The sequence below is a fragment of the Streptomyces sp. NBC_01635 genome (assembly GCF_045209715.1).
In the GTDB taxonomy this organism is placed as follows: Bacteria; Actinomycetota; Actinomycetes; order Streptomycetales; family Streptomycetaceae; genus Streptomyces; species Streptomyces hirsutus.
Map to the genome: position 1 here is coordinate 1,715,826 of NZ_CP109277.1, position 23,127 is coordinate 1,738,952.

Sequence of the window (23,127 nt, forward strand, 5' to 3'; positions counted from 1 at the left end):
ATGTTACCAATGCCACCTGATCCTGGAGGTAGGCGATGTTTCTCCGACTGCTACGGCGTCATATGCCGCATGGGCTCGTCCTTCTCGGCAACGGCCGTCTGATCCGGGGCTTCAGCGGCGGCTTCTACGACGGTCACGGATACCAATCCTGACACTGCCCCCACATCGGACCGGGTCCGCCGCGGGCACGGTGTCAGGCCGACCTTGGAGGAGGTGCGGTGGCAGAGGACACCGATGCCCTGGTGGCCATGACGCGGATCCTGTCACCGCATTGCCGTGTCACCAGGATGTCCGACGGAGCGCTGATCGCGGACTGGCGGCGGACGCGTTTCCTTGGAGTGGCGACGGCGGACATCCGGAAGTTCGCTGAGGGACTCTCCGAGGAACGCGCCGAAATCGTTGCCGGTCTCATCCGCGCCGGGTGTGCGACGGCCCGCCCAAGGCAGCAGTCGGACATCGCGATCGGGCTCTGGCTGCGCGGAGTGCGCCTGCTGATCGGGACCATGGGATTCGGGCGCGCCCTTCGGCTCCTGTCCTTGGCAGCCCCGGCTTACGTCCGCGCGGACCCCGCCGCCGCAGAGGACGTCGAACGGCTGAAACGGGCAGTGCAATCACACGGTCGCAGAAGCTGGTTCGTCAACGACGACTGCAAGGCCGAGGCCGTGACGGCTTTCGTCCTGCTGCGGCGGCGCGGCGTGAAGGCCGTACTTCACGTCGGTGTGCGCGAGCACCCGTTCGCCCTGCACGCCTGGACGTCTTCGGCCGGCCTGTGCATCCCTGACGCCGATCCGCGCGGGCACGCGTTCGCGCCGGTTCTCTCGGTCGGCGGCGGAGGGAAGTGACGTGGAAGCACTCCGCCTCGAGTGGAACGGGGGCGTCCCGAAGCTCTGGGCAGCCGGGGCCATGGCGCGGCAAGGGCTCGTGACGACGGTTTCCTCACGGGCCGGGACCGCGGTGGTCGCCGGCTGGGTCGGCTCCGTCCGTGAGCGCGTGGCGGGAGCGCGCGGCCTCCTCGACGACTGGGGCCGTCCGCAAACGGCACCGCGTCTGCCGACCGGCGATTACGCGGCCGTGCTGGTGTGCCGCGACCGCATCCTGCTGATGCGGGACGAGCAGGCACGCATCCCCCTGTTCTTCAGGGAGTCCGGTGGCCGTGTCACCGCGGTGAGCACCTCGGCGCGCCGCCTGGGCGACGGAGCAGAGCTGGAACGGCGCTACTTCTGCCGATACCTGACCGGGAACATGGCGCAACCCCACTCGGAACTCACCCCCTTCGCCGGGGTACACCGCATACTCGGTGGCGAGGTGGTGGAACTTTCGATCACGGGGCAGATGCGCGGTCGGGCGCCGCGACACGTCCGTCAGGCCCACGATTCGTCGATACGGGCAGCGGACGAACCCGGCCTCGGCGGGGCCGCGAAGGACCTGCGCCTCGCATTGGAGAACGCTGTCGGGCGCCGTATGGGCAGGATGACGGCATGCCATGTTTCCGGTGGCACCGACTCCACCAGCATCGCGCTGCTCGCGGCACGCCTGCTGGCCGCGGGACAGGGCCGCCCTGAGGACCTCGTCCTGCTCGCCGGGCGCTTCGGAAGGGGAGAACTCGCTGCCGAACAGCCTTATATGGACGAGGCGATGGCGGAGATCCGCCGGCACGCGCCCGCAGCCCGCCCGGTGATCCTCGATGTCGACGACGTGGCCGACTTCGACGACTTCCAGCACCACGCGGGAGACCCGGACGAGCCTCATGCGCACGCCTTCCGCGCCCCGTTCTGGAGCAGGCTCCACGCCGCTGCGGCGGATCTGGGCTGCGACACCCTCCTGACCGGCTGCGGGGCCGATCCGATGGTGGACGCCAACCCGTTTCACCTGCACAGGCTGGCCCGCACGGGACAGCTCCGGCAGATGACGAGGCAGGCACGTGACTGGGCCGCGGGCAGCGAGCGGGGCTTGTGGGACATCGTCTCCGCCTACGTGGTGCAACCGGCTCTTCCGCTGGCCGCCGAACGGGTCACCGCGCTCGTCCGCCGCCGCGGAACGGTGCTCGGCGGCCTCGGCGCCTTCGCCCGCCCCCGATGGCTGCGTTCCGGATTCGCGCGGGCTCACGGCTACCGTGAGGCCGGCATCGCGGAGAGCCGCTTCGTGTTCGGGCGCAAGCCCGAACAGTCCCTCTACGAGGCCGCCAACTACCTCGCCGCTCCCGACCCGCTGTCCTGGCGCCGCGCACGGCAGGACGGGTTCTTCCTCTCGCACCCCTTCCTCGACCCGGAGGTCATCGCCACGATGCGCCGCCTCCCCGCCGAGGCCGCGTTCCATCCGGGCCGTCCGAAGGCGGTACTGCGCGAGGCGATGGCCGATCTGCTTCCGCCCCGGATCGGCGGCCGGGTCGTCAAGGTCCCCTTCAACCAGCTCTACGCCCGCGGCCTGCGGACACACAGCGACGAACTCATCGACCTCTGCCGCTCCGCGAGGCATCCGCTGATCGCGGAGATGTTCGACGTCGAGACGCTGTGCCGGGCGGTGAGGGAGGCGCGGTTCGGCATAGGGGACTCCTATGCCTGGGACCGTGTGAACAGTTCGCTCGCCCTCGTGGCGTGGCTGGAGCGAGGGGACCGGCGCTCCCGCGTGCGCCGTGCGGCCATGCCGGTCAACCCTTCTTCTTGATGTCCCAGAGCGTCCGTTTGATCGGACCCGTTCCGGCGGTGACCAAGCCGTACCGGTTCACCATCTCGTGAATTCCCGCTCTGGGCAGTATGCGGTTTTCCTCACTGTTTCGCAGGATGAATCCCAACACGTCTGCGCCATGCGTGCCGAACCGCCAATAGACAGTGAGGTAGCGGGGGTCCATCGTGTGCTGGTCAATCGCATTGTTTTCGTACACCCGGCCGCGGTAGGCGACGTAGTCGGAGGTCTTGTCCTTCTTGACCCACTGGGGCACCTTGCCGCCACTCCAGGAATACCCATTCGGATGGACCTCCTCCAGAACGAACCGGTCCTTGCGCGCCAAGAACGCGGAGGCGTAGAGCGCCAACTGGTCATACGGCGTGTCGATGGGCAGTTGCACAACCGTTCGGGTGATGAGCACGTCGTTTGCCTCGATCCAGTTTCCGATAGGCACCCATGGCTGCGCCAACACCAACTGGCCGGGCTGGTAGATCTCCCTTCGGGAGAGCGGGCGTTGCACATAGAAGTCACGGAACGTCTCGGCATCTGCACGCCACTGCTTGCGGGGCCGGTCCGTCCGGCTGAGCGACACCCGTTCGCCCATGGCGTGAAATTCAGTGCCGAGCACGTAGAAGCCCATATCGCTGTGGTTCTCGATCTTGATGTCGACCGGTACGACGAACTTCTTGCGGTCCTTGCTCAGCACAGGCTCTCCCACGGCGATACTGACGAGGGGCCTGACACCGTGCTGGGACGGCTGGTAGAGGTGCTGGTAGCCGAAATTGGCCGTCGCAAGAGCCGAGGAGACGATCACTGCCGCGGCCACCCGCTTCGGAGAGGGGATCACGACCGATGTCCGCCACACCGTGAGGACGGCCCATGCCGAACCCGTCGTGAGCAGGCCGAACAGCACCCGGTAAAGCGTGGAATCGCCGTCCCTGAAGGTCTCGAGCAGGAGCATGGCGTTGGTCAACGATGCCGCGACTGTACCGATCAGCGCGACCATCCCGGAATAGGGGAAGATGTTCCGGCCCCAGTGGTCCACGACCGCGGCGGCGCCCAACAACGAGAGGCCCGCGACCAGAATGAGGATGGCACCGGTGATGCGCCCCGTGTAGGTCAGGGCCTCGCTGAGGTCTTCGACCCCCCACCACCCCAGCAGCAGCGCCGTCGGGAGGAGGGCCAGCAGGATCAACGCCATGGCAGCCGGCGACTTCCTGGTGCTCGTCGTGATCAGCAGCGCCCGCAGGCGCGAGCCGACGCCGGCCCCGAGGGGAGTCCTCACGTGATCATCTCCTGACGCCGCAGGCCGTCCACCGGGCGCTGACGGTGACCGCAACCGGAACACACACTCAAGCCGACCGCGAAGAGTCCCGCCGATAGGCACCGGCTCACGCCAACTGGACCCACGGGGTTCTCCTTCGACCGTCACTGCGGCACTGCACGGGTGAAGCGCCGTCCGGCGAGCCCCTTCCGGCTTTCCGCGGCACGTATCTCGCGGCGGCGTCGCCGAAGCGTCCGGTCCCCACAGCGGACCAGGAGACCTGGTGCTGCGCCGGGACTCGAGCACCATCGTCCGTGTTGATCATTCGGATCACCATCCGGATGCCTCCGGACGGCCTACACGAATGAGTCCCCTTCGGGCTTCGGACAGGAGGTTCGCTGTCGTCGATGCTGCGGCGGACGAGGACCTCGTGCCGGTCCTCGTCGGCGAAGGTGTGCACACAGTCGTTCCTGTGCGCGGGCTGCGTGTCCTTGCCGAGCTCATCGTCGTCGTACGCGGTGCCGGGCGTCCCAGAATGAGAATGGGTCACTCATTCCGGGGCGCTACAAGGAAGCGGGCGTCAGCCGGTCCGGCGGATGAGTGCCAGATACATGGCGTCGGTCCCGTGCACATGCGGCCACAACTGGACGTCGGGGCCCTCACCCAGATCCGGGACGCCGGGCAGCAGCGGCCGGGCGTCGAGGAGTTCGGCGGCCGGGAACTGCTTGAGGAGGTCGGCGACCACGGCCCGGGTCTCCGCCAGGTGCGGCGAGCAGGTGGCGTAGCCGACGACACCGCCGACCCGTACGGACTCCAGGGCGGTGCGCAGCAGCTCCCGCTGCAGCGGGGCAAAGCCCTCCAGGTCTCCCGGCCGGCGCCGCCAGCGCGCCTCGGGGCGCCGCCGCAGGGCGCCGAGGCCGGTGCAGGGCACGTCGACCAGCACCCGGTCGAAGGTGCCGGGCCGCCACGGCGGCCGGGTCCCGTCGGCTGCGACGACCTGGTACGGCCCGGGGTTCCCCGCCAGCGCCTTGGCGACCAGTCCGGCCCGGTGCGGCTGCTTCTCGGAGGCCAGCAGGACGGCGCCGCGCTCGGCGGCGAGCGCGGCGAGCAGCGCGGCCTTGCCACCGGGACCGGCGCAACCGTCCAGCCACATCCGGTCGGGCCCCTCCAGCGGGGCGCCGGCCAGGGCGAGCGCGACGAGCTGACTGCCCTCGTCCTGCACGCCGGCCCTGCCGTCCGCCACGGCCGGGATCGCGCCCGGCTCACCGCCCTCGCTCAGCCGCACCGCGTACGGCGACCAGCGGCCGGGCAGAGCGGCCTCCTCCTCGAGCAGTTCCCCGGTGGTGGCCCGGCCGGGACGGGCCACGAGCGTGACCTCGGGCCGCTCGTTGTCGGCCCGCAGCAGTTCCTCGATGCCTGCGCGGCCGCCGCCGAGGGAGTCCCACAGCGCGGAGACGACCCAGCGCGGGTGCGAGTGCACCACGGCGAGATGGTCCTCGGGGTCTTCGTCGTACGGCGGCGCGACCCGCTCGAGCCAGCCGTCGAGGTCGTGCTGCGCGACCTTGCGCAGCACGGCGTTGACGAACTTGGCCCGTCCGTCGCCGAGCACCACGCGCGCCAGCTCGACGGAGGCGGACACGGCGGCATGGGTCGGGATCCGGGTCCCCAGCAGCTGGTGTACACCGAGGCTCAGCACGTCCAGCACGGGCGGGTCCACCTCGCGCAACGGCCGGTCGACACAGGCGGCGACGATCGCGTCGTACGTGCCCTGCCGACGCAGCGTGCCGTACACCAGCTCGGTGGCGAGCGCCGCGTCCCGGGCGTCGAAGTCACCGCCCTCGCGCGCCTTGCGCAGCAGCGGCGGCAGAACGAGGTTGGCGTAGGCGTCCCGCTCGTCCACGGCCCGCAGGGCCTCGAAGGCGAGGATGCGGACGGGGTCCTTCTGGGGCCGGCGGTAGGGCTTGCCGGGCTTGCGGGGACGACGGGGCTGGTCACTCACGAAAAGGTGCTCCGGGTGTGGGATGAAGTGCGCGGTCCAGCGTACGTCGTCGGGACGACCGGGGTCGCGAGGCGCCGGGCGCCCGGCCGGGGTGCGGTGGCGCCGGGCGCGGGACAGGGGTTCCGCGGCGTCAGCCGCCGACGGTCTCCTCGGCGCCGATCCGTACACCGCGTGCCCAGTCGGCCGCGCGCATCGGCTTCTTGCCCTGGGCCTGCACCCACAGCAGTTCCACGGCGTGCGAGCCGGTGCCGACGTACACGTTGTTCTTGCCCGCGGCCAGCCGGCCGGGCGCGAGATCCGTGCGGTCGGGGGCGGGCCTGACCTGGACGAGCTTGAGCCGCTCGCCCCGGAAGGTGGTCCAGGCCCCGGGCGCGGGGGTGCAGCCGCGCACGATGCGGTCGACGCGCAGGGCCGGGGCGCTCCAGTCGACGCGGGCGTCCTCCACGGAGACCTTCGGGGCGAGGGTGATCCCGTCGGCGGGCTGCGGTACGGCCTTCAGGGTGCCGTCCTCGATGCCGTCCATGGTCGCGGCGAGCAGTCCGGCGCCGGCGAAGGCGAGCCGGGTGAGCAGGTCGCCGCTGGTGTCGGTGGGGCGGATCTCCTCGGTGACGGTGCCGTAGACCGGCCCCGAGTCGAGCCCTTCCTCGATGAGGAAGGTGGACGCGCCGGTGATCTCGTCGCCCGCCATGACGGCGTGCTGCACGGGCGCCGCCCCGCGCCAGGCGGGCAGCAGCGAGAAGTGCAGGTTGACCCAGCCCCGGTCCGGGATGTCGAGGGCGGCCCGGGGCAGCAGGGCGCCGTAGGCGACGACGGGACAGCAGTCGGGGGCGATCTCGCGCAGCCGCTCGAGGAACTCCGGGTCCCGTGGCTTCACGGGCCTGAGCACCTCGATCCCGGCCTCCTGCGCCCGCTCGGCGACCGGAGAGGCCACCAGCCTGCGGCCCCGCCCGGCCGGCGCGTCGGGCCGGGTGACGACGGCGGCCACCTCGTGCCGCTCCGAGGAGAGAAGAGCTTCCAGGGCGGGAACGGCGACTTCGGGGGTGCCGGCGAAGACGAGCTTCATGGGGTGGATTCGGGCCTCTCGGGCGGGGACGTGGCGGGCAGCACACCAGTCTATGGGGGGACGACCGAGGGCGTACGGGCGGCGTGCGAGCAGTACGGCGGGCCGCACACGGGCGGCGGTTCGGACGCGGCGGTGGGGCACCGTACGGGGGACGGGCCCGCGGACGGGCTCCGGGCCAGGGGCGGGGGCTGGGCTCCCGGTCCTCCACAGGGGCGTGCGCGGGAATCGCCACGCCCTCAGCCCGTGACCCACGGAGCTGATCCGCGTTGGTCAAGAAAGAGTTGACCACACCGGGCCGCTCCGACGCGGCCCGTTCCTTTCAACGCCGGTTCGAGAGGCTTGTTCATGGCCGACCACGCAACCCACGACGCCCAGGCTCGCGCCAGCCTGCACTTGCTGGTGCGGGACATCGAGCGGGTCCGCCGGCAGGTGGACGCACTGCGCACGCTCACCGCCCAGCTCGGCAACGTCTACCGCCCGCGCCGCTCCGGCCCCTCCACGGGCTTCGTCGTCTACGGACGCGCCCCCGCCCCGACGGTCCGTCTCGCCCAGGAACTGCGGGACAGCGTCGAGACCCTGGTCACCGCAGCCGTGGACTTCGACCGCTCGCTGGGCTTCTCGTGGGACGCGGTGGGCTCCGCGCTCGGCGTGACCAAGCAGGCGGTCCACCGTCGTTACGGCGCCCGCCGTGCCGCGGCCGCCCAGAACCAGGCCACGGAGACGGAGCACACCGCCGAGCCGTCGGGAACGCGCACGGTCAACGTGGGTGCGGGGGTCTCCGGCGTGCCGACGGTTCCCGCCGCCCGTTCCATGCCGACCCAGCCGACGGCGGGCAGCCCGTCCCTCCGCGACGACCCGCGCCCCGCGACCTTCCCCGGCCCCACCACCTTCCCGGGCCCCCGCAACGGCTGAGCGCCCGCCCCCGGTCCTCCCGAACGCGACCGCGCCCGGGAGGGCGGCACTCCCCCGGCATGCTCGCCCCGGCCGTCCCCCGGCCCGTCCTCCTCAGCCGATGTCGGGCGGGTCGATCCGCACCCACACCGGTTCGTCGCCGGCGCGGGCCGTACGGGCCGCCTGGGCGGACTTCAGAGCGGCGGTCAGCGCGGTCCCCCGGCCCGGGGGTATCCGGATCAGGGCCCGCTCCCAGTGGTCCCCGGGCGGCGGGCCGCCGGGTCGCCGCGGACGGCCCACGGGGGTGACGGGCAGCGGGACGGGCCCCAGAACCTCCGCCTCGCCGGGAAGTTCGGCCGCGCGGAGGAACCCGGCCACGGCCTCCCCCGGCCCTGAGACCGCCGCCATCCTCGACACCGGTGGGAAGCCCAGTTCGGCCCGCTCCCCCAGCTCCCGTACCGCGTGTCCGACGGGATCCCACCGCACCAGCGCCTGCACGGGCCGCAGGGTCGGCTCGGCGACCACCACGACCGTGCCGCCCTCCGCCTGGGGACGCACCAGTGCCGCCGCGCCGATCCAGCGGCGCAGCGCGTCCTCCCCGGCCCGCAGATCGGGCCGGCTCAGCATCGCCCAGCCGTCCAGCAGCAGGGCCGCCGCGTATCCGCCCTCGGCAACAGGCTCGGCCCCCGGCGTGCTCACCACCAGCGAGGGCGCGGCCGGCACCGTGTCCAGCACATGCTCGCGGCCGGAGGTGCGCACCGGCACTGTGGGGAAGGCCCGGCCCAGCTCCTCGGCGGTCCGCCGCGCCCCCACCACCTGGGCCCGCAGCCGGAACCCGCCGCACTCCGGGCAGTGCCAGCCGCTCTCCTCGCGCCGTCCGCACCAGCCGCACCACAGATCGTCGACGCCGGGTGCCTCCATCGGCCCCGAGCAGTGCCGGCACCGTGCCGGGATACGGCAGCCCGCGCACGCCATCCGCGGGACATAACCGCGGCGGGGCACCTGCACGAGGACCGGTCCGTGCCGCAGCCCCTCCCTGACGGCCTGCCAGGCGAGCGACGGCAACCGGGCGGCGCGGGCGGCCTCGTCCCGCGCGAGGTCCCCGTCCCCGACGGTCCGTACCAGCGGGGCGGCGGCCCGTACCCGGTCCCTTCCGGCGACCAGGGGCCCGGCCCAGCCGGTCTCCACCAGCTGGGCGGCCTCCACCGTGCAGCTCCAGCTGCCCAGCAGGAAACCGCACTTGTCCTGTGCCGCCCGCAGCAGCAGCACCTCACGCGCGTGCGGCTGCGGGGCGTGCTGCTCACTGTGGCTGTCGTCGCCGTCGTCCCAGAGCGCGACCAGGCCGAGGTTTTGGACGGGCGCGAACATGGCCGCCCTGGTGCCGATCACGGCGCGCACGGAGCCGCGGCGCACGGCGAGCCACTGCGCGTACCGCTTCTCGGGCCCGGCGTCGGCGGTCAGCACCGCGTGCCGCCCCTGGCCCAGGAGCTCGGTGAGCGCGGCGTCGAGGCGGGCGACGGTCCGTCCGTCCGGGAGGACGACGAGGGCGCCGCGGCCGGAGGCCAGCGTCGCCGCGACCGCGCGGGCCAGCTCCTCGCTCCAGAGCGGTCCGGGCAGCGCGTTCCACACGGCGCGCGGAGCGCCGCCGGCGGCCAGCGACCGGAGGAAGGCGGGCCCCTGCTCGTACCGGGCCCAGGAGCCCGGCTCGGGCGGCGGGGGCGGGGGCGCCGGCTCGGGCGAGGGTCGCCGCTCGGCGCGTGCGCTGCGCGGCGGTACGGCGAGCTGGAGCACGTCGGCGAGGCTGCCCGCGTACCGGTCGGCGACCGCCCGGGCCAGCCCCAGCAGCTCCTCGCTCAGGACCGGCTCGGGCGAGACCACCTGGGCGAGGGCGGCCAGCGGCCCCGAGTAGTCGGACTCGGCGAGCCGCTCGATCAGGAACCCGTCGATGAGCCCGCCACCCTCGCGGCGCCCCTCACGCACCCGGTGCCGGCCCGCCCCGAACCGCACCCGCACCCTGACGCCCGGCTGTGCGTCGGCGTCGAGCTCCTCGGGCACGGCGTAGTCGAAGTACCGGTCGAGGTGCAGGACGCCCTTGTCGACGAGGACGCGTGCGACCGGCAGGTGCCCGGCGAGTGCGGCACCCCGCCAGGTCCGCGGCTTGGCCCGGGGCGTGTCGACCCTGCGCACGGTCTCCCGGATGAGCGCGAGCTGCTCGGGCGGCGCGCCCCGCGCACCGCCGGCCGCCTGTCCGCTCCCGCCGTTCTCGCTGCTCACGCCTGCATTCCTACCAAACACGACTGACACACGGCCGACAGCGGCCACCGCCCGCCCCGCGCCGGACGCCCCGGGGCCACGCGCACGCCGAGGCCCGGCGCCCCCGAAGGGGCGCCGGGCCTCGGCGAAAGCGCCGGAGTGCGGACTACAGTCCCGCCGCCTCGCGCAGCGCGTCCACGCGGTCGGTGCGCTCCCAGGTGAAGTCGGGCAGCTCACGGCCGAAGTGGCCGTAGGCGGCGGTCTGGGCGTAGATCGGGCGGAGCAGATCCAGATCACGGATGATGGCGGCCGGACGGAGGTCGAACACGTCCTCGATCGCCCGCTCGATCCGCTCGATGTCGACCTTGGCGGTACCGAAGGTCTCCACGAACAGACCGACCGGCTCGGCCTTGCCGATGGCGTACGCCACCTGGACCTCGCAACGGGAGGCCAGGCCGGCCGCGACCACGTTCTTGGCGACCCAGCGCATCGCGTACGCCGCCGAGCGGTCCACCTTGGACGGGTCCTTGCCGGAGAAGGCGCCGCCGCCGTGCCGGGCCATGCCGCCGTACGTGTCGATGATGATCTTGCGGCCGGTGAGGCCCGCGTCGCCCATCGGGCCGCCGATCTCGAAGCGGCCGGTGGGGTTGACCAGCAGACGGTACTTCTCGGTGTCCAGCTTGATGCCCTCGTCCAGCAGCGCCCTCAGCTCCGGCTCCACGACGAACTCGCGGATGTCGGGGGCGAGCAGCGACTCGAGGTCGATGTCGGAGGCGTGCTGCGAGGAGACCACGACCGTGTCGAGGCGGACGGCCTTGTCGCCGTCGTACTCGATGGTGACCTGGGTCTTCCCGTCCGGGCGCAGGTAGGGGATGGTGCCGTTCTTGCGCACCTCGGACAGGCGCTTGGACAGGCGGTGCGCGAGGAAGACCGGCAGCGGCATCAGCGTCGGCGTCTCGTCCGTCGCGTAACCGAACATCAGGCCCTGGTCACCGGCGCCCTGCCGGTCCAGCTCGTCCCCTTCTTCACCTGTGGCGGCACCCTCGACCCGGGACTCATAAGCCGTGTCGACGCCCTGGGCGATGTCCGGGGACTGGGAGCCGATGGACACCGACACGCCGCAGGAGGCGCCGTCGAAGCCCTTCTTCGAGGAGTCGTAGCCGATCTCCAGGATCTTGTCGCGCACCAGCTGCGGGATCGGCGCGTAGGCCTTGGTCGTGACCTCGCCGGCCACGTGCACCAGGCCGGTGGTGATGAGGGTCTCGACTGCGACGCGGGAATGGGGGTCCTCGCGGAGCAACGCGTCGAGAATGGTGTCGCTGATCTGGTCAGCGATCTTGTCGGGATGACCCTCGGTCACGGACTCCGAGGTGAACAGACGACGGGACACAACGCTCCCTGTGGTTGCAGCGGCTGCTGGCTGATCATTGGCGGACGGCAGGGGCTGCACCGCACACCGTCCGTGGAACAGTTTATCGGTCGCGCTTCGTCACGGGCTCTCCTGTCTCGCCTCTCGGGAACCCCCGTGACCTGCGGCACGGGCATTCTGCCCATGCCAGGGCGTGTTGGCCAGAGCCGCCACGCCCCGGCGGCGAGGTTTGGGGATCCTCACGGATCCGGAGCCCGCCGCGGATCGTTCAGCCCAGGCGCGCGGCCACCAGGTCCCAGACCGTGTCGGCCAGGGCTTCCTTGGGGCCGTGCGCCACGGGCGTCTCGCTGCCGTCGGCGCCCAGCACCACGGCCTCGTTCTCCTCGGAGCCGAACGTCTTGCGCTCGCCGACCTCGTTGACCACGAGCAGATCGCAGCCCTTGCGCTTCAGCTTGGCGCGTCCGTTGGCGAGCACGTCGTCCGTCTCCGCGGCGAAGCCGACGACCACCTGTCCGGGGCGGGCCCGGTCGGCGGAGATCTCGGCGAGGATGTCCGGGTTGCGCACCAGGGCGACGGGCTCGGGTTCCCGGCCGTCCTGCTTCTTGATCTTCCCGGCCGCGTACGCCGCGGGGCGGAAGTCGGCGACCGCGGCGGCCATGACCACCGCGTCGGCGTCGGCGGCGGCCCGGAGCACTTCCTCGCGCAGTTGTACGGCGGTCCCGACGGGGACCACGTCCACCCCCGCCGGGTCGGGCAGCGCGGCGTTGGCGGCGATCAGGGTGACCCGTGCGCCCCGCGCGGCGGCGGTCCGGGCGAGGGCGTAGCCCTGCTTGCCGGAGGAGCGGTTGCCGAGGAAGCGGACGGGGTCGAGGGGCTCCCGGGTGCCGCCGGCGCTGACCACGACGTGCCGGCCTCTCAGGTCGGGCTCGGTGACGCCCCGGGCCAGTACCCGGCGGCAGACCTCGAAGATCTCGCCCGGGTCGGGCAGCCGGCCCTTGCCGGTGTCCACGCCGGTGAGCCGGCCCACCGCCGGTTCGACGACGACGGCACCGCGCCGGCGCAGGGTCGCCACGTTCTCCTGTGTGGCCGGGTGCTCCCACATCTCGGTGTGCATCGCGGGGGCGAAGACCACGGGGCAGCGGGCGGTGAGCAGGGTGTTGGTGAGGAGGTCGTCGGCCAGGCCGTGCGCCGCCTTCGCCAGCATGTCCGCGGTGGCCGGGGCGACCACGACCAGGTCGGCGTGCTGCCCGATGCGGACGTGCGGGACCTCGTGGACGTCGTCCCACACCTCGGTGGAGACCGGGTGGCCGGAGAGCGCCGACCAGGTGGCGGCGCCGACGAAGTGCAGCGCGGAGGCGGTGGGGACGACGCGGACGTCGTGCCCCGACTCCGTCAGCCGCCTGAGCAGCTCGCAGGCCTTGTACGCGGCGATGCCGCCGCTGACGCCCAGAACGACCTTCGGCTTGTCCACGTCTCTCCCGTCTCTCCCCGGAATACCGGCACCGTGCGCGCCGGGGACGGCCGCACACCCCTCATGCTCGCACCACCGCGGGAACGGCCCCGCGCCCCGACCACACCACAGGCCCGGCAGACGTGCTGCCGGGCCTGTGGAAAAGTCGGCCGAAAGTCGCTGACACGACGTTCGGAACCGTGCGACTCACTGAACTGCGACTTACTGAGCGGGGCCTTCGATGGCCTCGGAGGTCAGCAGTCCCGCGTTGATCTCGCGCAGGGCGATCGAGAGCGGCTTCTCGTGGACGTGGGTGTCGACGAGGGGACCGACGTACTCGAGGAGACCCTCGCCGAGCTGCGAGTAGTACGCGTTGATCTGGCGAGCCCGCTTGGCCGCGTAGATCACGAGGCTGTACTTCGAGTCCGTGGCCTCGAGAAGCTCGTCGATCGGCGGGTTGATGATGCCCTCGGGCGTGGAGATGGAAGAGGACACGCTCTACCTTCCGATGGATGGGAAAGAATCGGTCTGCATGATCGCTGAATGACCGTTGGGTAAACGCTGACGATCACACGACGTTCATCAAGGCTAGCAGCTCGCGGGCCACGTCCTCGACGGAGGTGTTGACCAGGGTCGTATCGAACTCCGGCTCGGCCGCCAGCTCGACCTTCGCGGCCTCCAGCCGGCGCTCGACCACCTCGGGCGACTCGGTGCCCCGGCCGGTGAGCCGGCGCACCAGCTCCTCCCAGGAGGGAGGGGCGAGGAAGACCAGCTGGGCCTCGGTCATGGACTCGCGGACCTGACGGGCGCCCTGGAGGTCGATCTCCAGGAGGACGGGCAGACCCGACTCCAGGTGCTCGAGCACCGCCGCGCGCGGTGTGCCGTAGCGGTTGCCGGCGAACTCGGCCCACTCGAGCAGTTCGCCGTTGGCGATCAGCTTGTCCATCTCGTCGTCGGTGACGAAGAAGTAGTGGACCCCGTCCCTCTCGCCGGGGCGCGGTGTGCGGGTCGTCGCCGACACCGAGAGCCAGACCTCGGGGTGCGCCTTGCGCATATGCGCGACGACCGTGCTCTTGCCGACCCCCGAGGGGCCGGAGAGCACGGTCAGCCGCGGACGTACGTCCGGGGGTACGGGGGTCGTCCCCCGGGGTGTTGCAGCCATACGGCGATTATTCCAGCAATCCCGGTATGCCCGGGACTCAGGAGCCGGTACTGCCGAACTCACGCTCCAGGGAGGCGATCTGGTTCGAGCCGAGACCCCGCACACGGCGGCTCTCGGAGATGCCCAGTCGCTCCATGATCTGCTTGGCGCGGACCTTGCCCACGCCCGGCAGGGACTCGAGCAGGGCGGAGACCTTCATCTTGCCGATGACGTCGTTCTCCTGGCCCTGCTTGATGACCTCGTGCAGGGAGGCGCCGGAGTGCTTGAGTCGATTCTTGACCTCGGCCCGCTCCCGGCGAGCCGCGGCGGCCTTTTCGAGCGCGGCTGCGCGCTGTTCAGGGGTAAGGGGCGGAAGAGCCACGCCTACGTCACCTCGGATGTCGAACTGTCGGATACGGACCGGTGAGGAACCTAGTCGCCCCACACCAGGGGAGCCACGAGCAACACGCTTGCCCGTTCACTCTCCGTCGGAGACTAGCGGCCAACTCCGTCTGAGTCAGCGAGAACAGCGGAAAAGTCCAGGTCAGGATCGATGATGGCGGACATTTAAGGGCATAGCGACCGGGTTTTTTTGTCGTATGCGGTTTCGGCGCGCTCCTGTTTCCCTCGTCGGAGGCTCAGGCCGCCGCCAGGGCCGTCCTGATCTCCTCCGCGAATCGCTCCGCGGCGTCACGCAGCGCGACCACGTCGGCACCGTGACGCAACACTCCCCGGCTGACGTTCGGCACGACGTTGCGCACCGCCGGGCCGAAGACCGCCGGGAGGTCCGCCGCCGTGGCTCCCTGGGCTCCGATGCCGGGGGCGAGCAGCGGACCGTTGATGTCCAGATCGTACGACGACAGGTCGCCGAGCGTCGCGCCGACGACCGCGCCGAAGGACCCCAGGGGCGTCTCCCCCGCGTTCTCGGCGGCCAGGTGTCCGAGCATGGTCGCGCCCACGCTGCGCCCGTCGGCCCGTACCGCGTGCTGCACCTCGCCGCCCTCCACGTTGGAGGTCAGCGCCAGGACGAACAGTCCCGTGCCGCTCTCGCGGGCCAGTGCCACCGCCGGGCTCAGCGAGCCGTAGCCGAGATACGGGGAGACGGTCAGCGCGTCCGAGAACAGCGGGGAGTCCGGGTGCAGGAAGGACTCGGCGTAGGCGGCCATGGTGGAGCCGATGTCGCCGCGCTTGGCGTCCATGACGACCAGCGCGCCGGCCTCCCGCGCCTGAGCGACCGACGCCTCCAGCACCGCGATGCCGCGCGAGCCGAAGCGCTCGAAGAACGCGCTCTGCGGCTTGAGCACGGCGACCCGGTCCGCGACCGCCTCGACGACCGTGCGGCTGAACCGCTCCAGGCCGGCCACGTCGTCGTTCAGGCCCCACTCGGCGAGCAGGGCGGCGTGCGGGTCGATGCCGACGCACAGCGGGCCGCGCGTGTCCATGGCCCGGCGCAGGCGCGCGCCGAAGGGTTCCGGTCCACTCATGCCGTTGTCCTCACCTCGGCGCCCACCGCGTCGGCGAGCGTGGCGTACGGGCTGGTGCGCAGGCGCGCGGCGAGCCCCTTGTGGAGGGTGCGGGCCCAGAAGGGGCCCTCGTAGACGAACGCGCTGTAGCCCTGGACCAGCGTGGCGCCGGCCAGGATGCGCTGCCAGGCGTCCTCGGCGTTCTCGATGCCGCCGACGCCGACCAGGGTGATCCGGTCGCCCACGCGGGCGTACAGGCGGCGCAGTACCTGAAGGGAGCGTGCTTTCAGGGGCGCGCCGGACAGGCCGCCGGTCTCCTGGACGGCGGCGGGGCCGGACCGCAGACCGAGCCCCGCGCGCGCGATGGTGGTGTTCGTGGCGATGATCCCGTCCAGACCGAGCTCCACGGCCAGGTCGGCGACCGCGTCGACGTCCTCGTCGGCGAGGTCCGGGGCGATCTTCACCAGCAGCGGTACCCGGCGGGCGGGGGCGGCGCGGTCGGCGGCCTCGCGGACGGCGGTGAGCAGCGGGCGCAGCTGGTCGACGGCCTGGAGGTCGCGCAGGCCGGGGGTGTTCGGCGAGGAGACGTTGACCACCAGGTAGTCGGCGTACGGCGCCAGCCGCTCGGCGGACTTCACGTAGTCGCCGACGGCCTCGGCCTCGGGGACGGCCTTGGTCTTGCCGATGTTGACGCCGACGACCGTCCTGAAGACGGGCGTGCGGGAGGCCAGGCGGGCGGCGACGGCCAGCGAGCCCTCGTTGTTGAAGCCCATGCGGTTGATCAGTGCGCGGTCCGCCACCAGCCGGAACAGCCGCTTCTTCGGATTGCCGGGCTGCGGCTCACCGGTCACCGTGCCGATCTCGACGTGGTCGAAGCCGAGCATCGCCATGCCGTCGACACCGACGGCGTTCTTGTCGAAGCCGGCCGCGAGCCCGAAGGGACTGTGCAGGCGCAGGCCGAGGGCCTCGGTGCGCAGTTCCCTGTGGCGGGGTGCGAGCGCGGCGGCGACGAAGGTGCGCAGGCCGGGGACGCGCGCGACGAGACGGATCCAGCGGAAGGCGAGGTGATGGGCCCGCTCCGGATCCATCCGCCGGAACACCAGATGGAAGAAGTACTTGTACATGCCTGTGTCCTCGTGAAGGGCCTGAAAAGCCTCATGAAGAGGGGGACACCGTTTCCGGTGTCCCCCTCGGGGCCGTCAGTCGCGGGCCGCTGTCAGGTGCTGCGCGTGTTCCTGGAGCGAGCGGACGCCGACCTCGCCGCGGTTGAGGGCGTCGATGCCCTGGACCGCGGCGGCGAGCGCCTGGACCGTCGTCAGGCACGGCACGGACCGCGCCACGGCGGCCGTACGGATGTCGTAGCCGTCGAGGCGTCCGCCGGTGCCGTACGGCGTGTTGACGATGAGGTCGACCTCGCCGTCGTGGATCAGCTGGACGATGGTCTTCTCACCGTTCGGGCCGGTGCCCTCGGACTGCTTGCGCACGACGGTGGCGTTGATGCCGTTGCGCTTGAGGACCTCGGCGGTGCCGGAGGTGGCGAGCAGGTCGAAGCCGTGGGCGACGAGCTCGCGCGCGGGGAAGATCATCGAGCGCTTGTCGCGGTTGGCGACCGAGATGAAGGCCCGGCCCTTGGTGGGCAGCGGCCCGTAGGCGCCCGCCTGCGACTTGGCGTACGCGGTGCCGAAGGCGGAGTCGATGCCCATGACCTCGCCGGTGGAGCGCATCTCCGGGCCCAGGACCGTGTCGACGCCGCGGCCGTGGATGTCACGGAAGCGCGACCACGGCAGCACGGCCTCCTTGACGGAGATCGGCGCGTCGAGCGGGAGGTCGCCGCCGTCGCCCCGGGCCGGGAGCAGGCCCTCCGCACGGAGTTCGGCGACGGTCGCGCCGAGCGAGATCCGGGCGGCCGCCTTGGCCAGCGGCACCGCGGTCGCCTTCGAGGTGAAGGGGACGGTGCGCGAGGCGCGCGGGTTGGCCTCCAGGACGTAGAGGATGTCCCCGGACAGCGCGAACTGGATGTTGATCAGGCCGCGCACCCCGACACCGCGCGCGATGGCCTCCGTGGAGGCGCGCAGCCGCTTGATGTCGTAGCCGCCCAGGGTGATCGGGGGCAGGGCGCACGCCGAGTCGCCGGAGTGGATGCCGGCCTCCTCGATGTGTTCCATGACTCCGCCGAGGTAGAGCTCCTCGCCGTCGTAGAGCGCGTCGACGTCGATCTCGAGGGCGTCGTCGAGGAACCGGTCGACCAGCACCGGCCGGGAGGGGCTGATCTCGGTCGACTCGGTGATGTAGGTCTCGAGGCGGGTCTCGTCGTAGACGATCTCCATGCCGCGGCCGCCGAGCACGTAGGACGGGCGGACGAGGACGGGGTAGCCGATCTCGTCGGCGATGGCCCTGGCCTCGGTGAAGGTGGTGGCGGTGCCGTGCTTGGGGGCCGGCAGGCCGGCCTCCTGGAGGACCCGGCCGAAGGCGCCCCGGTCCTCGGCCGCGTGGATGGCCTCGGGGGGCGTGCCGACGATCGGTACGCCGTTGTCCTTGAGTGCCTGGGCAAGGCCCAGCGGGGTCTGGCCGCCGAGCTGGACGATCACGCCCGCGACCGGTCCTGCCTGCTGCTCCGCGTGGACGATCTCCAGGACGTCCTCCAGGGTGAGCGGCTCGAAGTACAGCCGGTCGGAGGTGTCGTAGTCGGTGGAGACGGTCTCCGGGTTGCAGTTGACCATCACGGTCTCGTACCCGCCGGGAGGAGTGGGCGCAGTGCTCAGCGCGAAGGAGGCGTGGACGCAGGAGTAGTCGAACTCGATGCCCTGGCCGATGCGGTTCGGGCCGGAGCCCAGGATGATCACCGCGGGCTTCTCGCGCGGGGCGACCTCGGTCTCCTCGTCGTAGGAGGAGTAGAAGTACGGCGTGTTCGCGGCGAACTCGGCGGCGCAGGTGTCGACGGTCTTGTAGACCGGGCGGATGCCGAGGGCGTGCCGCACCTCGCGGACGACGTCCTCGCGCAGGCCGCGGATCTCGGCGACCTGCTGGTCGGAGAAGCCGTGCCGCTTGGCCTCGGCGAGCAGGCCGGCGGTCAGCTCGGGCGCGGCGGCCAGGTCGTCGGCGATCTCCTTGATGAGGAAGAGCTGGTCGACGAACCAGGGGTCGATCTTCGTCGCGTCGAAGACCTCCTGGGGGGTGGCGCCCGCGCGGACGGCCTGCATGACGGCGTTGATCCGGCCGTCGGTCGGGCGGACGGCCTCGCGCAGGAGTTCGGCCTTGTCGCCGGGCTCGCCGACGAAGGTGAACCGGCTGCCCTTCTTCTCCAGCGAGCGCAGCGCCTTCTGGAGCGCCTCGGTGAAGTTGCGGCCGATGGCCATGGCCTCGCCGACCGACTTCATGGTGGTGGTGAGGGTGGAGTCGGCGCTCGGGAACTTCTCGAAGGCGAACCGCGGGGCCTTGACGACCACGTAGTCGAGGGTCGGCTCGAAGGAGGCCGGGGTCACCCGCGTGATGTCGTTCGGGATCTCGTCGAGGGTGTAGCCGATGGCGAGCTTGGCGGCGATCTTGGCGATGGGGAAACCGGTCGCCTTGGAGGCCAGCGCCGAGGACCGTGACACGCGCGGGTTCATCTCGATGACGATCACCCGGCCGTCCTCCGGGTTCACCGCGAACTGGATGTTGCAGCCGCCGGTGTCGACACCGACCTCGCGGATGACGGCGATGCCGATGTCGCGCAGGGTCTGGTACTCGCGGTCGGTCAGCGTCATCGCGGGCGCGACGGTGATGGAGTCGCCGGTGTGCACGCCCATGGGGTCGAAGTTCTCGATGGAGCAGACGACGACCACGTTGTCGTGCTTGTCGCGCATCAGCTCCAGCTCGTACTCCTTCCAGCCGAGGATGGACTCCTCGAGGAGCACCTCGGTGGTCGGCGAGAGGGTGAGGCCCTGTCCGGCGATGCGGCGCAGCTCGTCCTCGTCGTGGGCGAAGCCGGAGCCGGCGCCGCCCATGGTGAAGGAGGGGCGGACCACGACCGGGTAGCCGCCGAGCTCGTCGACGCCGGCCACGACCTCGTCCATGGTGTGGCAGATGACCGAGCGGGCGGACTCGCCGTGCCCGGTCTTCCGGCGGACCTCCTCCACGACGTCCTTGAACAGTTCGCGGTCCTCGCCCTTGTTGATGGCCTCCACGTTGGCGCCGATCAGCTCGACGCCGTACTTCTCCAGGACGCCGTTCTCGTGCAGGGAGATCGCGGTGTTGAGGGCCGTCTGGCCGCCCAGGGTGGGCAGCAGGGTGTCCGGCCGCTCCTTGGCGATGATCTTCTCGACGAACTCGGGGGTGATGGGTTCGACGTAGGTGGCGTCGGCGATCTCCGGGTCGGTCATGATCGTCGCCGGGTTGGAGTTGACCAGGATCACCCGCAGGCCCTCGGCCTTCAGGACCCGGCACGCCTGGGTGCCGGAGTAGTCGAACTCGGCGGCCTGGCCGATGACGATCGGGCCGGAGCCGATGACCAGGACGGACTGGATATCGGTGCGCTTAGGCACGCTGGCCCTCCATCAGGGAAACGAAGCGGTCGAACAGGTAGGCGGCGTCGTGCGGGCCCGCTGCCGCTTCCGGGTGGTACTGGACGCTGAAGGCCGGCCGGTCGAGCAGCCGGAGCCCTTCCACCACGTTGTCGTTGAGGCAGACGTGGGACACCTCGGCACGGCCGAACGGGGTGTCGGAGACCTGGTCGAGGGGGGCGTCCACGGCGAAGCCGTGGTTGTGCGAGGTGATCTCGACCTTGCCGGTCGTGCGGTCCTGGACCGGCTGGTTGATGCCGCGGTGGCCGTACTTGAGCTTGTAGGTGCCGAAGCCGAGGGCGCGGCCGAGGATCTGGTTGCCGAAGCAGATGCCGAACAGCGGGGTGCCGCGCTCCAGGACGGCCCGCATCACGGAGACGGGGTGGTCGGCGGTGGCGGGGTCGCCGGGTCCGTTGGAGAAGAACACGCCGTCGGGTTCGACGGCGTAGACGTCGTCCACGGTGGCGTTCGCGGGCAGCACGTGCACCTCGATGCCGCGCTGGGCCATGCGCTGCGCGGTCATGCCCTTGATGCCGAGGTCGACGGCGGCGACCGTGAACTTCTTCTCGCCGACCGCCGGTACGACGTAGGGCTCGCTGGTGGCGACCTCGGCTGCGAGGTCGGCGCCCTTCATCGGGGGGACTTCCAGGACGCGGGCCAGCAGCGTGGCGTCGTCCGGCACGGCGGCGCCGCTGAAGATGCCGACGCGCATGGCGCCCCGCTCGCGCAGGTGGCGGGTGAGCGCGCGGGTGTCGATGCCGCTGATGCCGACGACTCCCTGGGCGGCGAGTTCCTCGTCCAGGGGGCGGCGGGAGCGCCAGTTGGACGGCACGCGCGCGGGGTCGCGCACGACGTAGCCGGCGACCCAGATCCGCTGGGACTCGGGGTCGTCGTCGTTGACGCCGGTGTTGCCGACGTGCGGGGTGGTCATGACCACGACCTGGCGGTGGTAGGACGGGTCGGTGAGGGTCTCCTGGTAGCCGGTCATGCCGGTGGAGAACACGGCTTCGCCGAAGGTCTCCCCCACTGCCCCGTAGGCCCGGCCGCGGAAGATCCGGCCGTCCTCCAGGACGAGTACGGCGGGAGTCCTGGCGGCTCCCCTGGTGGAGGTCGTCATCGTGCGCCTTCCGTTTCCGTCTTGTTGATCATGTTGTTCAGGGTCTCGACCCATGCGGTGTGCTCGGCCGCGTGGTCGGAGCGGAAGCCGGAGTCGATCAGCTTGTCTCCGTGCGCCCAGGTCACGACGAGCAGGCCGCCCTCGGTGAGGACCTTGCCGGCGATGCCCTTGTCGAGCCGGGCCTCGCGCAGCGCGGCGACGGGGACGAAGAAATCGCTCGCGCCGGGGCGTACGACGTCCAGTCCCGCGTCCGTCAGGGTGAGCTCGGTCCGGCTACGGGTGCCCAGACCGCGGGCCACGATGCGGTCCAGCCACTGCCCGGCGGTGGTGGAGCCGTGGTAGCGGCCGCTCATCGTCAGTTTCGCCGTACCCGGCGACGTGGGCGTTCCAGGCAGCGGCGGCTCGCCGCCTCGGTCGAGGGTGGTGGCGGGAGACGGGCGGGTGGGCAGCTCGGGCAGGTCGCCCTGGAGGGTGCCGCGCCACTTCCAGCCCTCGCGCATCAGCCAGTAGACGAGGGCGACGAAGAGGGCGAGTCCGACGACCCAGCCGATCCGGGCGGCCCAGTCGGTCACTTCCGCCGATTTCTTCTCGGCGGCCAGCAGGATTACAGGTGTCACGTGAGCTTCCCGTCGATGAGCGTGGCCGTGCCCCGGAGCCAGGTGTGCGTGACACGGCCCGGCAGCTCGCGGCCCTCGTACGGGGTGTTGCGGCTGCGCGAGGCGAAGCCCGCGGGGTCCACGGAACCACGGTATGCCGTGTCGACGAGTGTGAGGTTGGCCGGTTCACCCGCCGAGACGGGGCGGCCGTGCCCCTCGGCCCGTCCGATGCGCGCGGGCGTGAAGGACATCCGGTCGGCGACGCCGGCCCAGTCCAGCAGGCCCGTGTCCACCATGGTCTCCTGGACCACGGACAGCGCGGTCTCCAGGCCGACCATGCCCATGGCCGCGGCGGCCCACTCGCAGTCCTTGTCCTCGTGCGGGTGCGGGGCGTGGTCGGTGGCGACGATGTCGATCGTGCCGTCGGCGAGCGCCTCGCGCAGCGCCATGACGTCCCGCTCGGTGCGCAGCGGCGGGTTGACCTTGTAGACCGGGTTGTACGACCGCACCAGCTCGTCGGTGAGCAGGAGGTGGTGCGGGGTGACCTCGGCGGTGACGTCGATGCCGCGGGACTTGGCCCAGCGGACGATCTCGACGCTGCCCGCGGTCGACAGGTGGCAGATGTGGACGCGGGAGCCGACGTGCTCGGCGAGCAGCACGTCCCGGGCGATGATCGACTCCTCGGCGACGGCCGGCCAGCCGCCCAGGCCCAGCTCGGCGGAGACGACGCCCTCGTTCATCTGGGCGCCCTCGGTCAGCCGGGGCTCCTGCGCGTGCTGGGCGACGACGCCGCCGAAGGCCTTCACGTACTCCAGGGCGCGCCGCATGATCACGGCGTCGTGGACGCACTTGCCGTCGTCGGAGAAGACGGTGACGCCGGCCGCGGACTCGTGCATGGCCCCCAGTTCGGCGAGCGTGCTGCCCTCCAGGCCGACGGTGACGGCGCCGACGGGCCGTACGTCGCAGTAGCCGTGCTCCTTGCCGAGCCGCCAGACCTGCTCGACGACGCCGGCGGTGTCGGCGACGGGGAAGGTGTTGGCCATGGCGAACACGGCGGTGTAGCCGCCGCTCGCCGCCGCGCGGGTGCCGGTCAGCACGGTCTCGGAGTCCTCGCGGCCGGGCTCGCGCAGATGGGTGTGCAGGTCGACCAGGCCGGGCAGCAGCACCTTGCCGTCCGCCTCGACGACCTCGGCGCCCTCGACGGCCTCGGCGCTCAGCCCGGTGCCGACGGCCGCGACGGTCCCGCCGTCGATCAGCACGTCCTGCGGGTCGCCGCCGAGCACCTTCGCACCGCGGATCAGGGTCTTGCTCATCGT

18 protein-coding genes are annotated in these 23,127 nt (G+C 71.6%); 3 read left to right on the forward strand and 15 right to left on the reverse strand.

Features of this window, described 5'->3' with window-relative positions; all coding sequences use genetic code 11:
* The first annotated feature begins 218 nt into the window (after window positions 1-218).
* Window positions 219-842: a lasso peptide biosynthesis B2 protein gene (locus OHB56_RS08270; RefSeq protein ID WP_406352450.1), complete on the forward strand. Its 624-nt coding sequence runs from the start codon at window positions 219-221 to the stop codon at window positions 840-842.
* A 1-nt stretch (window position 843) separates the two neighbouring features.
* Window positions 844-2,664 (forward strand): asparagine synthase-related protein, encoded by a 1,821-nt coding sequence (locus tag OHB56_RS08275; protein WP_406352451.1) that lies wholly within the window; start codon window positions 844-846, stop codon window positions 2,662-2,664.
* On the opposite strand, the gene OHB56_RS08280 is transcribed toward OHB56_RS08275, so the two are convergent.
* The 3 genes from OHB56_RS08280 to fmt form a co-directional block, all read right to left on the reverse strand.
* Window positions 2,648-3,865, reverse strand: coding sequence for a hypothetical protein (locus OHB56_RS08280; RefSeq protein WP_406352452.1), 1,218 nt, complete (start codon window positions 3,863-3,865; stop codon window positions 2,648-2,650). The two genes, OHB56_RS08275 and OHB56_RS08280, sit on opposite strands and share 17 nt — an antisense overlap.
* A gap of 643 nt (window positions 3,866-4,508) precedes the next feature.
* A complete protein-coding gene (locus OHB56_RS08285; protein ID WP_326751680.1) occupies window positions 4,509-5,927 on the reverse strand; it encodes a transcription antitermination factor NusB in 1,419 nt (472 codons plus the stop codon).
* A gap of 130 nt (window positions 5,928-6,057) precedes the next feature.
* Window positions 6,058-6,990: a methionyl-tRNA formyltransferase gene (gene fmt, locus OHB56_RS08290; RefSeq protein WP_326751681.1), complete on the reverse strand. Its 933-nt coding sequence runs from the start codon at window positions 6,988-6,990 to the stop codon at window positions 6,058-6,060.
* Window positions 6,991-7,335: 345 nt separating this feature from the next.
* Here fmt and OHB56_RS08295 point away from each other — a divergent pair, with 345 nt between their 5' ends.
* Window positions 7,336-7,902, forward strand: coding sequence for a hypothetical protein (locus OHB56_RS08295; protein ID WP_326751682.1), 567 nt, complete (start codon window positions 7,336-7,338; stop codon window positions 7,900-7,902).
* Between the two features lie 93 nt (window positions 7,903-7,995).
* Here the strand turns inward: OHB56_RS08295 and OHB56_RS08300 are convergent, their stop codons facing one another.
* From OHB56_RS08300 to OHB56_RS08355, 12 genes are all read right to left on the reverse strand, one after another.
* Complete coding sequence (locus tag OHB56_RS08300; RefSeq protein WP_406352455.1) at window positions 7,996-10,155, reverse strand: primosomal protein N'; 2,160 nt, start codon at window positions 10,153-10,155, stop codon at window positions 7,996-7,998.
* Window positions 10,156-10,300: 145 nt separating this feature from the next.
* Window positions 10,301-11,524 carry a methionine adenosyltransferase gene (metK, locus tag OHB56_RS08305; protein WP_326751684.1) on the reverse strand — a complete coding sequence of 408 codons (1,224 nt, stop codon included), beginning with the start codon at window positions 11,522-11,524 and terminating at the stop codon, window positions 10,301-10,303.
* A 247-nt stretch (window positions 11,525-11,771) separates the two neighbouring features.
* Window positions 11,772-12,974, reverse strand: a complete 1,203-nt coding sequence (coaBC, locus tag OHB56_RS08310) for a bifunctional phosphopantothenoylcysteine decarboxylase/phosphopantothenate--cysteine ligase CoaBC (protein WP_326751685.1) — start codon at window positions 12,972-12,974, stop codon at window positions 11,772-11,774.
* A gap of 201 nt (window positions 12,975-13,175) precedes the next feature.
* Window positions 13,176-13,448 carry a DNA-directed RNA polymerase subunit omega gene (gene rpoZ / locus OHB56_RS08315; RefSeq protein WP_028814064.1) on the reverse strand — a complete coding sequence of 91 codons (273 nt, stop codon included), beginning with the start codon at window positions 13,446-13,448 and terminating at the stop codon, window positions 13,176-13,178.
* Window positions 13,449-13,521: 73 nt separating this feature from the next.
* The gene (gene gmk, locus OHB56_RS08320; RefSeq protein WP_326751686.1) at window positions 13,522-14,115 is read right to left on the reverse strand and encodes a guanylate kinase; all 594 of its coding nucleotides are present in this window, start codon (window positions 14,113-14,115) and stop codon (window positions 13,522-13,524) included.
* A gap of 37 nt (window positions 14,116-14,152) precedes the next feature.
* A complete protein-coding gene (locus OHB56_RS08325; protein WP_003977346.1) occupies window positions 14,153-14,476 on the reverse strand; it encodes an integration host factor in 324 nt (107 codons plus the stop codon).
* Window positions 14,477-14,732: 256 nt separating this feature from the next.
* Window positions 14,733-15,578 (reverse strand): orotidine-5'-phosphate decarboxylase, encoded by an 846-nt coding sequence (pyrF, locus tag OHB56_RS08330; RefSeq protein WP_326751687.1) that lies wholly within the window; start codon window positions 15,576-15,578, stop codon window positions 14,733-14,735.
* A complete protein-coding gene (locus tag OHB56_RS08335) occupies window positions 15,575-16,681 on the reverse strand; it encodes a quinone-dependent dihydroorotate dehydrogenase (protein WP_326751688.1) in 1,107 nt (368 codons plus the stop codon). Before OHB56_RS08335 ends, pyrF begins: the two co-directional genes overlap by 4 nt.
* A gap of 75 nt (window positions 16,682-16,756) precedes the next feature.
* Complete coding sequence (gene carB, locus OHB56_RS08340; RefSeq protein WP_406352458.1) at window positions 16,757-20,080, reverse strand: carbamoyl-phosphate synthase large subunit; 3,324 nt, start codon at window positions 20,078-20,080, stop codon at window positions 16,757-16,759.
* Window positions 20,073-21,215 carry a glutamine-hydrolyzing carbamoyl-phosphate synthase small subunit gene (gene carA, locus OHB56_RS08345; RefSeq protein ID WP_326751690.1) on the reverse strand — a complete coding sequence of 381 codons (1,143 nt, stop codon included), beginning with the start codon at window positions 21,213-21,215 and terminating at the stop codon, window positions 20,073-20,075. The genes carB and carA overlap by 8 nt, the downstream gene beginning before the upstream one ends.
* Window positions 21,212-21,832: a hypothetical protein gene (locus tag OHB56_RS08350; protein WP_406352461.1), complete on the reverse strand. Its 621-nt coding sequence runs from the start codon at window positions 21,830-21,832 to the stop codon at window positions 21,212-21,214. Before OHB56_RS08350 ends, carA begins: the two co-directional genes overlap by 4 nt.
* A complete protein-coding gene (locus OHB56_RS08355) occupies window positions 21,829-23,124 on the reverse strand; it encodes a dihydroorotase (RefSeq protein ID WP_326751692.1) in 1,296 nt (431 codons plus the stop codon). Before OHB56_RS08355 ends, OHB56_RS08350 begins: the two co-directional genes overlap by 4 nt.
* Window positions 23,125-23,127: the final 3 nt, after the last annotated feature.